Source organism: Collinsella aerofaciens, assembly GCF_018785245.1.
Lineage (GTDB): Bacteria > Actinomycetota > Coriobacteriia > Coriobacteriales > Coriobacteriaceae > Collinsella > Collinsella aerofaciens_AD.
Map to the genome: position 1 here is coordinate 205,385 of NZ_WQPL01000019.1, position 15,814 is coordinate 221,198.

Annotated in this window: 11 protein-coding genes; 6 read left to right on the forward strand and 5 right to left on the reverse strand. The window is 60.5% G+C overall.

Annotation, left to right across the window (positions count from 1 at the left end; translation table 11 throughout):
• Nucleotides 1-129: 129 nt before the first annotated feature.
• The 5 genes from GPK39_RS05000 to GPK39_RS09730 form a co-directional block, all read right to left on the reverse strand.
• Entirely contained in the window at nt 130-399 is a 270-nt protein-coding gene (locus tag GPK39_RS05000; RefSeq protein ID WP_229066831.1) for a metal-sensing transcriptional repressor, read from the reverse strand.
• Between the two features lie 51 nt (nt 400-450).
• A complete protein-coding gene (locus tag GPK39_RS05005) occupies nt 451-672 on the reverse strand; it encodes a heavy-metal-associated domain-containing protein (protein WP_215674115.1) in 222 nt (73 codons plus the stop codon).
• A 147-nt stretch (nt 673-819) separates the two neighbouring features.
• Nucleotides 820-3,162, reverse strand: a complete 2,343-nt coding sequence (locus tag GPK39_RS05010; protein ID WP_215674117.1) for a heavy metal translocating P-type ATPase — start codon at nt 3,160-3,162, stop codon at nt 820-822.
• A 250-nt stretch (nt 3,163-3,412) separates the two neighbouring features.
• The gene (locus tag GPK39_RS05015; protein WP_215674119.1) at nt 3,413-5,497 is read right to left on the reverse strand and encodes a protein kinase domain-containing protein; all 2,085 of its coding nucleotides are present in this window, start codon (nt 5,495-5,497) and stop codon (nt 3,413-3,415) included.
• Between the two features lie 171 nt (nt 5,498-5,668).
• Nucleotides 5,669-6,631: an FHA domain-containing protein gene (locus GPK39_RS09730; protein ID WP_215674121.1), complete on the reverse strand. Its 963-nt coding sequence runs from the start codon at nt 6,629-6,631 to the stop codon at nt 5,669-5,671.
• Nucleotides 6,632-7,219: 588 nt separating this feature from the next.
• Between GPK39_RS09730 and GPK39_RS05025 the strand changes: the two genes are divergently transcribed.
• From GPK39_RS05025 to GPK39_RS05050, 6 genes are all read left to right on the forward strand, one after another.
• Nucleotides 7,220-9,463, forward strand: a complete 2,244-nt coding sequence (locus GPK39_RS05025; protein WP_215674123.1) for a DEAD/DEAH box helicase — start codon at nt 7,220-7,222, stop codon at nt 9,461-9,463.
• 621 nt (nt 9,464-10,084) lie between these two features.
• On the forward strand, nt 10,085-10,846 hold the full coding sequence (locus GPK39_RS05030) for a 4Fe-4S dicluster domain-containing protein (protein ID WP_215674125.1): 762 nt from the start codon (nt 10,085-10,087) through the stop codon (nt 10,844-10,846).
• A 343-nt stretch (nt 10,847-11,189) separates the two neighbouring features.
• Nucleotides 11,190-11,702 carry a PTS sugar transporter subunit IIA gene (locus tag GPK39_RS05035; RefSeq protein WP_215674127.1) on the forward strand — a complete coding sequence of 171 codons (513 nt, stop codon included), beginning with the start codon at nt 11,190-11,192 and terminating at the stop codon, nt 11,700-11,702.
• Between the two features lie 18 nt (nt 11,703-11,720).
• Nucleotides 11,721-12,575 carry a PRD domain-containing protein gene (locus GPK39_RS09735; RefSeq protein WP_338404393.1) on the forward strand — a complete coding sequence of 285 codons (855 nt, stop codon included), beginning with the start codon at nt 11,721-11,723 and terminating at the stop codon, nt 12,573-12,575.
• Between the two features lie 99 nt (nt 12,576-12,674).
• A complete protein-coding gene (locus GPK39_RS05045) occupies nt 12,675-14,291 on the forward strand; it encodes a PTS transporter subunit EIIC (RefSeq protein ID WP_215674129.1) in 1,617 nt (538 codons plus the stop codon).
• Nucleotides 14,292-14,294: 3 nt separating this feature from the next.
• Nucleotides 14,295-15,677: a 6-phospho-alpha-glucosidase gene (locus tag GPK39_RS05050; RefSeq protein ID WP_117769499.1), complete on the forward strand. Its 1,383-nt coding sequence runs from the start codon at nt 14,295-14,297 to the stop codon at nt 15,675-15,677.
• Nucleotides 15,678-15,814: the final 137 nt, after the last annotated feature.

A 15,814-nucleotide genomic window follows, 5' to 3' on the forward strand; every position in this document is an offset into this window, starting at 1 on the left:
CGATATGCCGCACGCCTTTATACCCGATTTAGAGCAAGGGGGACAGGTTAATCTGCACCAATGTGGTGCAAACGTACCTGTCCCCGGAATACCAAGACGGTGCAAAGAAGTCTGTCCCCAATGCCCCAATTACTTGGAGAGTTTGTCGACGACGCGTTCGATTTCGGCGAGCTTGGCGGCTTTGAGGTCTTCGTCGCCCGATTCGATTGCCGAAGTCACGCAGCCCTCGATATGCGCCTTGAGCACGTCGGCGTTAATGCGCGCGAGGAGCGCCTGTGTGGCCATGAGCTGCGTGGAAATATCGACGCAGTAGCGGTCCTCATCGACCATCCGCAGGATGCCGTCGATCTGACCGCGTGCCGTCTTGAGCATGCGGGTCACCGATTTATGGTCTGCCATCATAGCGGGTCCTCGTTTCTGGTCGATGGGGTCGAATGCTTCTGGTAGCTGCTACGCGGTGGCCACGGACAAGGCGTGGAACTTCTCGCCCGCGGCCTCGACAGCGGCGGCGAGCTGCTCGGCGGTCACGGTGTCGGCGCACTCCACCTGGACGGCCTGGGTCTCGTGATCGGCGTCGGCGTCGGTCACGCCGACCACGTTGAGCAGTGCCGTCTCGACAGTGGCGTCGCAGTGGCCGCACATGAGGCCGGAAGTTTTGATTGTGTAACGCATGGGTATCCCTCTCTGTCGTGTTGGCTTTCTCAACCACCCGACCTTGACCTTCAAGCCGTCGCTCGCGTACCAAAGTACGCGTCGCTCCTCTTTCAGGTCAATCTCGGGCACCTGGAAAATCCGTTCTAAATGGACGTAATGGTGAGCCTATTTTGCCACTTTAGGCTTAAAGGATTTTAGGCGCAGCGCATTGCTTACGACGCAGACGCTCGACAGGCTCATGGCCGCGGCGCCAAACATCGGCGAGAGTTGCCAACCGGTGAGGGGGAAGAACACGCCCGCGGCGAGCGGAATGCCGATGCCGTTGTAGAACAGCGCCCAGAACAGGTCTTGCTTGATGTTGCGAATCGTGGCGCGCGAAAGCTCGATGGCTCGCGCAACATCCATGAGGTCGCTGCGCATGAGCACCACATCCGCCCCTTCCTTGGCGATGTCGGCGCCGGTGCCGATCGCAAGGCCCACGTCGGCGCGCGCCAGGGCGGGGGAGTCGTTGATGCCGTCTCCCACCATGGCGACCTTGCTGCCCGCATCCTGCAACTCGCGCATGTGGCGCTCCTTGTCGGCGGGGAGGACGTCGGCGATGACCTGCTTACTGCTCAGTCCCACGCGGCGGGCGATTGCCTCGGCCGTCACGCGGTTGTCGCCGGTGAGCATGCGCACGTCGACGCCAAGCGAGCGCAATGCGGCGATGGCCCCGGCGCTCGTCTCCTTGACCTCATCAGCCACGGCAATGGTGCCGGCAAGCTCGCCGTTCTTGGCAAAGAACAGCGGCGTCTTGCCCTCGGCGGCAAATTGCTCGGCAAGACCCGCGGGCACGGTAACGCCCAGCTCGTCCATCAGGCGTACGTTGCCGGCTGCAATGGCGTTTTGCCCCTCGTGCGCCGTAACGCCACGACCGGGCACGGCAGTAAAGTCTTCGACCATGCGCGCGACGATCCCGCGTGTCTCGCACTCGGCCATAATCGCCTCGGCCAGCGGGTGCTCGCTCGAGCGCTCCAGCGCGGCGGCCAGCTTGAGCAGCGCTTTTTCGCTCATGGCGGGCGAGCCGTCGGCGCGCGTGGCTACTACGATATCGGTCACAGCAGGCTTGCCGCGGGTGACCGTGCCCGTCTTATCGAGCACCACGGTACCTACGCTGCGCAGGTTCTCCAGCGCCTCGGCGCTCTTAAAGAGAATGCCCATCTCGGCGCCCTTGCCGGTGCCGACCATAATGGCGACGGGCGTGGCCAGGCCCAGCGCGCACGGGCAGCTGATCACCAGCACGGCCACGGCGGAGGTGAGCGCCTCGTTTATGCTGCCGGTCAGTGCCATCCACGCCGCAAAGGTCACGGCCGAGATCACGAACACCACGGGCACGAACACACCGGCGACCTTGTCGGCCATGCGGGCGATGGGCGCCTTGGTGGCGTTGGCGTCCTCGACGAGCTGGATAATCTTGGCGAGCGACGTGTCGGCACCCACACGCGTGGCGCGGAAGGTAAACGAGCCCGTGCGGTTGACCGTGGCCGCATTGACAGTGTCGCCGGCGGTCTTCTCCACGGGAATGGATTCGCCGGTGAGCGCGCTTTCGTCCACGGCCGAGCTGCCCTCGAGTACCACGCCGTCGACGGGGATGGACTCGCCGGGGCGCACACGCAGCACCTGGCCGGGCAGAATGGCATCGACGTCGACGGTGGCCTCGCTGCCGTCCTCTGCCACGACGGTCGCGGTCTTGGGTGCTAAGTCGATGAGCGCCTCGATAGCGCCGCCGGTCTTGGACTTGCTGCGCGTCTCGAGGTATTTGCCCACGGTGACGAGCGACAGGATGGTGCCAGCGCTCTCAAAATACAGGTTGTCCATGCTCGTCATCATGGCCTCGTGCACCTGACCTGCGGCTAGCTGGTCGGCCATGATGAACATGGCGTAGAGCGACCAGGCGATGGAGGCGGTGGCGCCCACGGCGATGAGGGCGTCCATGGTGGGTGCGCCGTGCGCGAGCGATTTAAACCCGTTGATAAAGTACGCGTCGTTGACATAAACGATGGGGATGAGCAGGACGAGCTCGGTGAGGGCGAGCGTCATGCTGTGGGTATGGTCGGTGAAAATGCCGGGCAGCGGCCAGCCGAGCATGTGCCCCATGCCTATGTAGAACAGTGGGATGAGGAATGCGATCGAGACGATGAGGCGGGTGCGCATGGCAGAGGCAGCGGCCTCCAACTTTTTGGTCGGCGACTCCATATGGGCGGCGCCGGACCTGGCTTGCGCGCTGCCACTTGAGCCGGCGGCATCGGTGCCCGTGCTGACGGGCGAGGCCGAATAGCCCGCGCGATCGACGGCGGTGCAGATGTCATCGGGGCTGACCTGCGCGGGGTCGTAGTCCACCAGCATGGAACCGGCGAGTAGATTGACCGCGACGCTTTGGACGCCGTCGAGCTTGCTCACGGCGCGGTCAACATGCGCCTGGCAGGCGGCGCACGTCATGCCGCCCACGTCGAACTTATCTTGAGCCATGGCTTCTCCTTTCTGTAGTTCGGTGTTGGAATTGTTAACCTACCGATACTATACACCCATACCCCCTGGGGGTGTCCAGTACAGAAATAATATATGAGATTTCGTTACAGATGAGGATGGATGGTTGGCCGATGGACCGTCCCAACCAATCATCTCAATCTGTAACATCTAGCAGGGAAAATGACCTCTAACTGTTACAGATCGAGACAATTGCCGGGGAGGGGTCCCGTTGCGGCAAGACGCTCGCCGCCTAGATACAGAACCCGGGGATCACACAGGTTAGCTTGTTTGGCTTTTCCGCAGGCGTTGCGTACGTAAAGACGTCGCCGTCGTGTCCCACGCGGTTCATATAGAGCGTGCCTTCGCTCTCCGATGAGTCGGGGCTCACCGTGCGCTCCCACCAGCAGGTGTCCTTGCCCTTCCACCGGCGAACCAGCATCTCGTTCGTGGTATACGGACTTACCTTGAGCTCGCGGAAGAGCTGATACTCCTTGCCCTCGCCGTTGTAGATGTCTGCCAGGTAGTGATAGTCCTCGGCAAACGAATCGGACGGTTGCGTACCGCACAGCTCGACCATGGCGGGCAGCCAAAGGGTTGCGGGCAACTCGCTCAGGCACGATGCGCTGTTGGCGGCGCCCACATTGTTCGAGACCTTCTTGACCCCTTTAATGAGTGCGCGCAACTCGTTGGGCAGCAGCTTAAGGCCGTCGCCGTTGAGCCATTTCCGCAGCTCGCAATCTGCCCAGCCGGCGCTCGGCGGTTCAGCTGCAGCGTTGCGCTCGGCAATACCCGCGTCGAACATAAACGTCAGCCCGGCCTTGCCCGTACCGTCCAGAAGCTCATCGTGACGGATGCCCACAAGCTGCGCGCCGACCTCCAGCCCGTTGGTGAGCGTGACACGCTTGGTGCACGGATAGGGGATATGCCCATCAGCGTCGAGCAGGTGGTAACGCTTGGCAATCTCGCGTGCCTCGCTACGGGTCTCGGCGGCCTTAATCTTGAGCGAAATCTCCTGCAGCTGATCCCAGGTGTAGTCGTCAAGTGAACCGCGGATGCCGTCAAGGTAGTCGGGGATGCCAAAGCCATGGGTTGCCGCCCCGATAACGCTGAGCCCCGCAACGGCTGCGATAGCGCCGCCGATAATAAAGCGGCGGCGGGTCATGGCATCGTGGCGGGCCTGATTCAGGATCTCTCGTGCGCGCTCGCCGGCGACGTCGACCTTAAGGTGCGTGCCAGAATCGATATCAATCGCGGCCTCGTCTCCTGTGCCTTCGCGGCCCTCGGATTCGGCATCAGTGAGGTATGCCGAGAGCACCTCGAGCATCTGCTGCTCGGTGGGACGATCGCACTGCTCGACTGAGAGACCCTTCATGATGATTTGGACGAGCGCTTCATCGCCCTCGCAGCGCGGCTCGAGCGGCGCCGGCTTGGTCTTGGTCTTTACGAGATAGAACGAGCCGGTCGCAGCGGCGTCCGTCGACTCAAAGTCAAACGGTTTGCGACCGCTGTAGAGCTGGTACAGAATGCTCGAAAGCGCGTAGACATCGATTGCCGGCGAACGGCGAAGGGCCGCGATGCCTTCGATATCCTGCGTGAGCATCTCGGGCGCGGCGTATGCGGGCGTGGCAAAGCGCCAGATGTCGGCGCGCCGGGTGATCGTGTCGTCGCCGAGAGCCATGGTCGCGGAGCCCATGTCGATGAGGCAGGGGTCAAAGGAGCAGTCAGCAATCTGCTGCTCGAGCGTTCGGCTGGTGGTGCGGAACATGATATTGGCGGGCGACAGATCGCGATGGATGACCGGGTTCACGAGGCCTTGGGTCATCAAGAGCGCACGAAGCACGGCGTTTCCGACGGCGGCGACCATCTGGGTGGTCAGCCCGCCCGAGGCGTCGTGCGGAAGCAGGGGCAGCGCCTGCTTGAGCGAGGTGCCCTCGACCCACTCCATGAGGATGAGAGGGTCATCCTCGCACGATCCGTAGCCATAGACGCGCGGAAATCCGCGCAGGTGCGAGACGGTACACAGATGACGGTACTCCTCGAACAGCGCGGCGGTGCTGGCCAGGTGCGCTGCCGATTGCTCGGCGGAGCGGTCGGGGGCTTGGCCGGAAAGGATGGCGTTGTCCTTGAGTAGCTTGACGGCAAAGACCTCGCCGCTCGTGTTGGTCGCGCGCAGCACGTGCCCGATGTTGCCGTTGTTGCGGTGGGCCGTCTGGAGAATAAGCGTCATAAACCGACGCTTGGCCTCGTCCTCGGCGCTGGGGTCGACCGCCACGGCGGTGTCGAACGTGTCAAGACGGATGAGTTTGTCGCCATAGGCGCTATCGGTAGTATCCATGGCGTTCCTTTGTCTGGCATGGGTTGCCGCACGTATACGTGAGCAGTGCGGATATCGGTAAAGAACCATGATAGCCGCACTGCCCACGTATGCCGCTGAGTATTGTCGTTTACGACGCAGAAGGTAGAAGACGAAAGACGGACGGCGACCGTCTTCCGATCGCCGTCCGTGCTAGTCCACAATGACAAGGAATGTCGTGTAGAGACCCAGATGGAGCCTGTCGCTGTTGGCGATTTCCACGGGGGGATAGACTTTGCCGGGTTCGCGTTGGTCGCGCGGCGGCTCAATCACAATATCGCCGTCGCCCGCGCCCGATTCGAGCACTGTGCCGTTGGTCGATCCAAGGCCCTGGGCGTACCAGTGCTCACCCTCGAGCCAAATACGAAGATGCTCGCGCGAGGCGTCGGCGCCTACATCGGTGATGCTGGGCGAGGTTTTGGGCAAAGAACCAATCACGGTGCCGCGCGGATCGCGTGTGAGGGAATGGATTTGCATGTCGGCGCAGTTGTCGGCATGGGTTCTGAGCAGACCGAGGTTGGGAGCGACGGTGTGCGGCTGCTCCAGGCTGCTCATAAAGCCACGTCCGACGGTAGTTTCGGTGGTGCCAAAGTGCCCGCCCGTCTTGCTGTCGCAAAAGCGCTCGACGGTGGCCACGCCCTGAACGGGATCGGCGAGCGCTCCCGTTGCCACAAAGAGCATAAGGTAAAGCGTGCTTTTCTCGCGCACGGCATTGCCGTCAAAGTTGTCGATGCGATTGAGGGCATTTGCATATAGGCGGCTGTCCAGCTTGTAGCTGGCGAGAGCCGACATCATTTCGTTGGCGGCCGGACCGCGATAGTGCTCGGCGATTGCCTGATAGGCGGACTCGCCGCCGCCGAGCTTGCTGCAGATTGCCGCGGAAAGGTTGAGCGTGGTGACGGTAAAGTCGCTGTAGATGGCGGGCGCGCACTGGTCAGGCTTGCGATGGACGATGTAACGGGTGAGATACGAGCGGTTGGAAGAGCATTTCTCGAGCAGGGTACTGCCGAGATAGGAGTTTCCATTGATGAGCATTCGGGCGATCTCGAGATGTTTAAGACCGCCGAACGAGCGAATATCGTTATAGAGGACCGAGCAAGGCGTCTCTGCTGCCACGGATACCTCCTTTGATTGCTTCCTAGCCAATATGGCGATAGGAATTAATGGCCCCCGGTGGGCGACGTATTAAATGGTTGCGCAATATATAGCGTAACCAAAGCAACATTATAGGCCACATGTTCGAAATTGCAGGAAGACCGAGAGATTTGGTTTGGATTGAACGGAAATCCCCCTCTGTCTTGATCTATAACAATTAGGGCCGATTTTACTCGTTAACTGTTACAGATTGAGACGTTTGTGAGCCGTGTCGACCGTTTGTCTCGATCTGTAACACGTAGAGGAAGATTTGCCCTGTAGATGTTACAGATTGAGACAATCAGCCAGGCCCGCCCCGTCCGCCTCGTCATCTGTGGTTTACGTGGGGGCATGCGAAGCACGGGTATACTAACCGGCGGCGAATCTGCTCCATCGCTTAGAGCTGCTGCGTCTGGACGGCGCGTGATAGGGCTGCCAAAGCGATCGCCAGCGTGCTGAGCAACGTCCTCTCTGTGCGCACCCGTTTTTGTATGTATTAGCGCACTACCAAGCACGCCCGCGCGGCCGCATGCCGTGCCCATAACGCGTGCAGATAAGGAACAACGACATATGCGTAATTCTGTATCCGACGTCACGGACGCCGAGATTCTGGACGAGACCCGCGAGGCCATGACCCAGGCTGCCTTCGATGCCGCCGATGAGGCCAATGCTGCCCAGGCCGTCGAGTCCGCTACCGAGAGCCTGCCCGCCTTTGACGAGCTGGGCCTCTCCGACGAGATGCTTCGTGCTATCGAGAACCTGGGCTACACGGCGCCGACGCCCGTGCAGGCCGGCTCCATCCCCGTGGTGCTCGAGGGCCGCGACCTGCTTGCCGCCGCTCAGACCGGCACCGGCAAGACGGCCGCCTTTTTGCTGCCGACCATGAACAATCTGGAGCACATCGCTCCTCCCAAACCCGTGCGCGAGCGCGGCGGCCGCAACCGTCGTCGCGGTGCTAAAAAGCCCGAGGGCAACGGTCGCGGCCCCGTGATGCTCGTCATCACCCCTACGCGCGAGCTTGCCCAGCAAATCGACGAGGTCGCAAGCAAAATCGCCGACGTCACCGGCCATGTTGCCGTGACCGTCGTGGGCGGCGTGAGCTACAAGCCGCAGACCGCGGCACTTAAGTACGGCTGCGACATCCTGGTCGCAACGCCGGGCCGTCTGGTCGATCTGATCGAGCAGGGCGCCTGCCACCTGGACGAGGTTAAGGTCCTGGTGCTCGACGAGGCCGACCGTATGCTCGACATGGGCTTTTTGCCCGCCGTCCGGCGCATTGTGCGCGAGACGCCGGCCGAGCGTCAGACGCTGCTGTTCTCGGCGACCCTCGACGAGGAGGCCGTGGGCGAGATCACCGACCTGGTGAGCGACCCGGCCCGCGTGGAGATCGCACCTGCCACGTCGACCGCCGACACCGTCGACCAGTTTGTGTTCCCGGTGTCCATCGAGGCCAAGAATAACCTGTTGCCCGAGTTCCTCAAAAAGGAGGGCCCGGAGCGCACCATCGTCTTTATGCGTACCAAGCACCGCGCCGACAGCTGCTGCCGTCGTCTGGAGCGCAAGGGCATCAAGGCCGCCGCGATTCACGGCAACCGCAGCCAGGCCCAGCGCGAGCGTGCCCTTTCGGCCTTCCGCGACGGCACCGTCGACGTGTTGGTGGCGACCGACGTGCTCGCCCGCGGCATCGACATCAGCGACGTGCGCTACGTCGTGAACTTTGACGTGCCGGCCGAGCCGACCGACTACATCCACCGTATTGGCCGTACGGGTCGTGCCGGCGAGCTGGGCTGGGCCATCACGTTTGTGACCGAGCAGGATGTCGATGAGTTCTACGAGATCGAGAAGCTCATGGACAAGACCGCCGACATCTACGAGGCCGGCGACCTGCATGTGGGCCCCAATCCGCCCGCGGTTGACCCCGAGCGCGATCCTGCGGCCTTTAAGGTGAAGAAGAAGACCAAGCGCGGCAAGTCCAAGAGCAAGAAGAAGCTTGAGCAGGCGCGTCGCGACGGCAAACGCAACGGCGATGACTACGGCGATGTGGCCGGTCGTTCCAACCGCGGTCGCGACGAGCGTCGCGGCGATGGCGAGCGTCCGAGCCGTCCCAAGCGCGGCGGCAAGACCCGCGTGCGCGAAGGCGTTCAGGCTCGCGTGGACGAGGCTGTTGAGAGCGTGGCCCGCGAGGTGGCTGCCGAGGAGCGCGGCGGTGCTGTCGAGCAGGCCCCGCGTGGCAACCGTGCCGAGCGTCGTGCCAAGCAGTTCCAGGGCGAGGCACATCGCCGCCGCCGCGAGGACGAGGATCGCGGTGGCCGTCGTCGTGTCGAGCGCGAGGACGAGGGCCGCGGTTCGCGCGGTGGCAAGCGCGGTTCGGGCGACCGCCGTCGTTCCGGTCGTGATGACGAGCGCGGCGGCCGTGACGAGCGTCGCGGCGGCGAGGGTCGTGGTGAGCGTGCTGCCCGTGGCGGTGAGTCCCGTGGCGGCAAGCGCTTTGAAGAGCGCGGTAGCCGCGGCGGCGAGCGTCGCGAGGGTGCTCGCGGCAATGGCGGCCGCGGCGGCGCTGGTCGTTCTAACGAGTTGCGCGACCGTCGTGATCCGCGTGCCAGCCGCGATCGTCGCGATGACTGGCGCAACTACGACGATACCCGCGAAGAGCGTCGCGGCGGCTACCGTGGTGGTCGCGGCGGCAACCAGGCCGGTTCCCGTGGCGGCCGCGCCGGCGGTCGCGATAACCGCGGCAGCTATGGCAACAGCCGTGGCGGCAAGCGTGGTAGCAGCTCCCGTCGTCCCGGTGACGGCGGCGGCAAGCGCAAGTAACATACGCATCGCCCGCTAGAGCGAGGTGAACCAAGGGTCCCGAGCAACTACGCTCGGGGCCCTTTTTGTTTGTCGTATCCGATCGCTAGTTCAAATGTGATTTCCTCGGGAATGCATCTAGAGGATGCCGTGGACCTGTTTTCTGCCATGCGGCAATGGGTCCCATGGGGTGCGCCGTGCATTTTTTGGAGTATTCTGCAGTTCGAGTTGTCTGCATATGATCCGACGTCGCCAACGGTGGCCTTCGGATATCCCTGGCGAGCGTTCTGAGTCAGATTTCGCCGTTTTCCGGAGCAGGGGCGCGTCATTCTCGCCATATCGGGACTTAGAATGATACGGCGCCCTACAGTTTTGCCCACCCGCGGCGGTGCTGGCGTGGTTACGTTGCAGAATACTCCGTTTTTTGCACGGGCTAGGATGGGGTACCCCAGGAGAACACAGCGGTATCCCGTAAATATATACAATTTGTACCGTAATTTATACAAAACGAAGAGGCAGACAGCGTAGGGTGGGTGCATTGGGGTGCTTGGTGCATCAAAACGGGGACCCCACGTGCCGTATACTCTGGCTGGATGTGAAAGCGGCTTGACGCGTTGCCAGGCGTAGGGGGAGGGTGTCTAGATGAACGTATTCGAAATTGTGTTTAGTCCGACGGGCGGAACGCGGAAGGTGTCTGGCCTTGTGGCCGGGGCACTGGGCAAGAATACCGTTACCGTCGATCTTACCGATAGCGGGCTAGATTTCAGCGCTGTCTCGATGACTGAGGACGACGTGGCCGTAATCTCTGTGCCGGCGTATGCCGGTAGAATCCCGGCTGTGGTGGCTGACCGGTTGGGCATGGTGCGAGGCAACGGGGCTCGGGCAGTTTTGGTTTGTGTATACGGAAACCGCGCGTTTGAGGACACGCTCGTAGAGCTGGAGGACGTTGCGAAGCATGCGGGATTCCGGGTGATCGCGGCAGTTGCAGCCATTGCAGAACATTCCATCGCGCGACAGTTTGCTGCCGGTCGTCCGGATGCGCAGGATGCGGCGCAGCTCGCAGAGTTTGTGCAGCAAATTCAGCAAAAGCTGTTGGCTGAGGATGCGTCCGAGCCCTCTATCCCCGGCAATCGTCCTTATAAACAAGCTGGAGGTCACCGCATGGCACCCGAGGCAACAGAGGATTGCGTCTCCTGCGGTGCATGCGCCGCGGCGTGCCCCGTTTGTGCTATCGAAAAGGGCGACCCCAAGCGAACAGCTGGCGAGGCGTGCATCTCCTGCATGCGCTGCATCGCCGTATGTCCGCGAGGCGCTCGCAAGCTTGATCCCAACAAGTTATCCGCTGTTTCCCAGATGCTGAGCAAGGTCTGCGCCGTGCGGAAGGAATGCGAGCTCTTCATCTAGCGCATACGAAATTGGTGCAATGGGACCAGGCTAATCTGCACCAACCTGGTGCAAACAAACCTGTCCCCAATGCACCAGAGTGAGGAGTGTCCCCGAGTGCCGGCAGAAAAGGAACGTCCCTAAGTGCCGCATAAATACCGTTTATCGGAGAAAAAATACCGTTCGCCGGTCATAATGATTGTTCCGGCTTTGGGCTTGTCTACAATAACCTCAGTGAAAAGAAATGCGGAAGGTTACCGAGTCCCTTGGACGTGGGCCTAACCAAAGTCTTTGATCGCGTGCGTCTCAAGGGGTGCATTCGATTGATTTTGGTTGGGCTATATTTATGAAGGGACATGCCACCATGGGTTTCTTTTCTCGCCTGATGGGCGGTTCGGATGAGCAGACGACTGCGGCTTCCGAGTTCGAAATCCTCGCTCCCGTTTCCGGCGAGCTTGTTCATCTGGAAAATACCAATGACCCTGCTTTTAGCAGCCGTGCCGTGGGCGATGGCGTTGCCGTGGTTCCCCAAGAGGGAACGGTGTGCGCTCCTGTTTCCGGCACCGTCGCGGCGCTGTTTCCGACTGAGCACGCGCTGGGCATCATGTCCGACGACTGCTCTGCTCAGGTGATGCTGCATATCGGAATCGACACTGTTAAGCTTGAGGGCAAGGGCTTCCATGCGCTTGTTGCCCAGGGTGACCATGTCGACGCGGGCCAGCCCCTCGTCGAGGTCGATTTCGGCGCGGTCCGCGCCGCCGGCTTCGATCCCACGGTCTTCGTTATCGTGTGCGAGCGTTCGGAGAACTCGACTCTTCGTGAGCATGCTTCCGGCCCTGTTGCTGTTAAAGAGCCTGTTATCTGGCTTTCCGAGTAAATTCTTGTGGTGGGTGCCGTGGTTATCAAGCGAGTTTTTAACAACAACGTCGCAATGGTCACTTCGGACGATGGCTCCGAGCTCATCGTCATCGGTCGAGGCCTCTGCTTTGGCCGTCATGCCGGCGATGCCATCGATGAGGCGTCGGTCGAAAAGACCTACGCGTTGCAGGAGGGAACTTCTCAGGACTCGCGTACGATTGACCGCTTGGCACATCTTTTGGAGTCCATCCCCACCGTCAACCTCGTGATTTCCGAGGACATCGTTCAGATGCTTCGTCGAGAGCTCAATGTCGACATCAACGACAAGATTCTCATTGCTCTCGCAGACCATATCAGCCTTGCTTTGGAGCGTGAGCGCAAGGGCATCTCCTGTGAGAATCCGTTGCTGCTCGAGATCCAGCAGTTCTATCGCAAGGAGTATGCACTTGCGGGCCGTGCACTGCAGATTATCAAGGAGTATATGGGCATCCAGATGAGCGAAGAAGAGCAGGGTTTTATTACGCTGCATATCGTCAACGCCACCATGCCGCAACGCTCCGATCGTTTGATTGTTTCGGTCCAGCTTGTTCGCGACGTGCTCGCGATTGTTTCCAAGCGCTATGCTACGACCCTCGATGACACCTCGCTGCCTTACGAACGTTTCGTTCGTCACCTGCAGTTTTTCGCACGGCGAACGCTCGATCCTACGGCCGGGCAAATCAACGGAGACGCGCTGTTCCGAATCGATGAAACGGCGTATCCGTGCGCATTCTCGTGCGCGGACGCCATAGCCGCCCACTTGTCGTCTACCTATAACGTTGTCGTTACCGATGCCGAGAAGAGTTATCTCGCATATCACATTGTTAACCTGCTTGGAGAACCTGGTCTCTAGGCATAACGTGCCCACACATCGATTGATATAAGGCAAGGCTCACGGTCTTGTCCAGGGCACATCTGTCTTAATTTGCGGAAAAGGAAGGGGAGTACCGCTATGACCGCAAAAAAGAAGTTCAATTTCAAAGCGCCGTTGGAGGTGTTCGCGAAGTCGATCGTTCAGCCGATGATGTATCTCTCGGTTGCCGGCATCCTGCTCATCGTGGGCATCATTCTGACCAACAAGACCATCTGCGCTTTGGTTCCCGTACTGGGCTCCGGTCCGTTCCAGCTTGTGGGCGCCGTTGTCTACCAGTCGCTGATGTTTATCATCAACAACCTCTCGATTCTGTTCTGCGTGGGTATCGCCGGCGCCATGGCAAAGAAGAACAAGGGCCATGCTTCGTTGATCGCCCTGATGTCGTTCTTCCTGTTCCTGCAGGCTAACAACATCGTGCTCAACGCCACCGGCTCTCTTGCCGATGCGAGCGGCATGCTCGGCCTTACCGGAACCGGCCAGGCCACCGTTATGGGCATCCAGGTGCTTGATACCGGCGTGTTTGGCGGCATCATCCTGGGCTGCATCACCGGTGCCGTGTTCAACAAGTACTCGAACAAGCAGTTCCCCATTGCCCTTTCGATGTTCTCGGGCGTTCGCTTCCCGTTCCTGATCATGATCATCATTTCCTGGATCATGGGCGCTGGCTTCTGCATCGTTTGGCCTCCGGTTCAGGGTGCCATCTCCTCAGTTGCCGGCATCATTAAGGAGTCGGGCAACATCGGCCTCTTTATCTACGGCATGCTCAACAAGCTGCTCGTTCCCACCGGTCTGCACCACCTCATCTACACCCCGTTCCAGTTCTCCGATATGGGTGGCACCCTGACGCTGGGCGATCAGGTTATCGCCGGTGCCTACCCCATCCGTGTCGCCGAGATGGCAATGACGGGCCAGCCCTTCTCCGATAGCACCTACTTCAACAGCTACACCTTCAACAACCTGTGGCCCTACATCGGTATCGGTCTCGCCTTTATCGTCACCGCTTACAAGGAGAACAAGGATAAGACCAAGGCCGTTATCATCCCGCTGATCATCACCGCCGTGCTCTCCTGTGTCACCGAGCCCATGGACTTCCTCTTTGTCTTTGCCGCTCCCGTGCTCTTTGTCGTTCACTCGGTTCTTTCCGGCATCTTCCTGGTCCTGCTCAAGGTCCTCTCCGTGCCCGCTTCGACTGCAGGCGGCATCATCAACATCGTGGTTTCCAACCTGGTCCTCGGTGTCGACAAGACCAACTGGCCGGTTATGCTGCTGCTTGGAGTCGTCAACTCCGCTCTGTACTTCTTCCTCTTCACCTTCCTCATCAAGAAGCTCAACCTCCACACGCCTGGTCGCGAGGAGGAGTCCGAGCTCGCCGAGTCCGTTGCCGAGGGCGAGGCCGCCGCGTCTGTCGCGGTGAAGCAGGGCGCTGTTGCCGCGGCTCCCGCAGAGGGCGTCGATGCGGGCATTGCCGACCTGGTTGCAGGTCTTGGTGGCAAGGACAACATCGAGGAGCTCGAGAACTGCTTTACGCGTCTCCGCGTGAACGTTAAGAACCCGGACCTCATCAATGAGGACCTCATCAACCACGTGCCCAACAGCGGCATCAACCGCAACGGCAATAATATCCAGATCATCTTTGGCATGAAGGTCGCCGAGATGCGCGACAAGGTCGAAAACGCAATTGAGAAGGAGCAGTAAACAATGATCATTACTCTGTGTGGTGGCGGATCCACCTTTACCCCCGGCATCGTCAAGTCCATCGCCCTGCGCAAGGACGAGCTCGACGTTGACGAGATTCGTCTGTACGACATCAACGAGGAGCGCCAGCGCAAGATCGGCGTGCTCGTGGACTGGATTTTGCACGAGGACCTCGGCCTGGACATCAAGCTCACGGTGACCACCGACAAAAAGACGGCTTTTACCGACGCGAGCTTCGTGTTTGCCCAGATGCGCGTGGGCGGCTACGCCATGCGCGAGCAGGACGAGAAGATTCCGCTGCGTCACGGCTGCGTGGGTCAGGAGACTTGCGGTTGCGGCGGCCTTGCCTACGGCATGCGCACCATCTTCCCCATGGTCGAGCTGATCGATGACGTTGAGAAGTACGCCAAGAAGGACTACTGGATTCTCAACTACTCCAACCCTGCCGCCATCGTCTCCGAGGGCTGCCGCGTGCTGCGTCCCAACGCTCGCATCATCAACATCTGCGACATGCCGATCGCGATCATCGACGTGGTTTGCGCCGCGCTCGATATCGACAAGAAGGATGTCGAGTACGATTACTTTGGCCTCAACCACTTTGGTTGGTTCACCTCGATTCGCCACAAGGGCGAGGAGGTGCTCCCGCAGCTGCGCGAGTACATCAAGGAGCATGAGATTCTGCTGCCCGACTCTTACCTCAAGGGCATGGGCTCGCTCATGGCAAAGAAGCCCGAGGAGGCCGTCGACGAGCACCCCGAGCAGAACCGCCACACCAAGGGCAGCTGGTACTACGTCTGGAAGGGCGAGTACGAGATCATGGAGTGCTTCCCGGAGTACCTGCCCAACACGTATCTGAACTACTACCTGCAGCAGAAGGAGTTCGTCGAGCACTCCAACCCCGAGCGCACCCGTGCTAACGAGGTTGAGGAGACGCGTGAGAAGAACCTCTTTGATGGTATCGACCATTACGAGAAGACGGGCGAGATCGACGAGAGCACGTTCTATGCGGGCAGCCACGGCGACTGGATTGCCGATCTGGCTATCGCTCTGAAGAACGACACCAAGCAGCGCTTCCTGGTCATTTGCGAGAACAAGGGCGCCATCCCCAACATGCCCTACGACGCTATGGTCGAGCTGCCTGCCTACATTGGCAAGAACGGCCCCGAGGTCATCAGCCGCGACAACATTCCGCTGTTCCAGCAGGGCCTCATGATGCAGCAGCTGAACTCCGAGAAGCTCATTGTCGAGGCTACGATCGAGGGTTCGTACGAGAAGGCGCTCAAGGCCTTTACGCTCAACAAGACCGTGCCGTCGATGAAGGTCGCCAAGGAGGTTCTCGACGACATGATCGAGGCCAACAAGGGTTACTGGCCCGAGCTTAAGTAAAAGCAACAGGGTCGCTGGCCGCATGCCTGAAGCAATGCCCCGCCCACGTGATTGCGTGGGCGGGGCATTGTCGTTTGGTAACGCGTTTTATCAAATATGGCATTTATCTGCGGTAATGTTCTATTTCACCGCTGAGG

What these genes read in the sequence shown, in the direction of transcription:
- GPK39_RS05000 (WP_229066831.1), bottom strand. Translation starts at nt 399, where the DNA reads ATGGCAGACCATAAATCGGTGACCCGCATGCTCAAGACGGCACGCGGT.
- GPK39_RS05005 (WP_215674115.1), bottom strand. Translation starts at nt 672, where the DNA reads ATGCGTTACACAATCAAAACTTCCGGCCTCATGTGCGGCCACTGCGAC.
- GPK39_RS05010 (WP_215674117.1), bottom strand. Translation starts at nt 3,162, where the DNA reads ATGGCTCAAGATAAGTTCGACGTGGGCGGCATGACGTGCGCCGCCTGC.
- GPK39_RS05015 (WP_215674119.1), bottom strand. Translation starts at nt 5,497, where the DNA reads ATGGATACTACCGATAGCGCCTATGGCGACAAACTCATCCGTCTTGAC.
- GPK39_RS05025 (WP_215674123.1), top strand. Translation starts at nt 7,220, where the DNA reads ATGCGTAATTCTGTATCCGACGTCACGGACGCCGAGATTCTGGACGAG.
- GPK39_RS05030 (WP_215674125.1), top strand. Translation starts at nt 10,085, where the DNA reads ATGAACGTATTCGAAATTGTGTTTAGTCCGACGGGCGGAACGCGGAAG.
- GPK39_RS05035 (WP_215674127.1), top strand. Translation starts at nt 11,190, where the DNA reads ATGGGTTTCTTTTCTCGCCTGATGGGCGGTTCGGATGAGCAGACGACT.
- GPK39_RS05045 (WP_215674129.1), top strand. Translation starts at nt 12,675, where the DNA reads ATGACCGCAAAAAAGAAGTTCAATTTCAAAGCGCCGTTGGAGGTGTTC.
- GPK39_RS05050 (WP_117769499.1), top strand. Translation starts at nt 14,295, where the DNA reads ATGATCATTACTCTGTGTGGTGGCGGATCCACCTTTACCCCCGGCATC.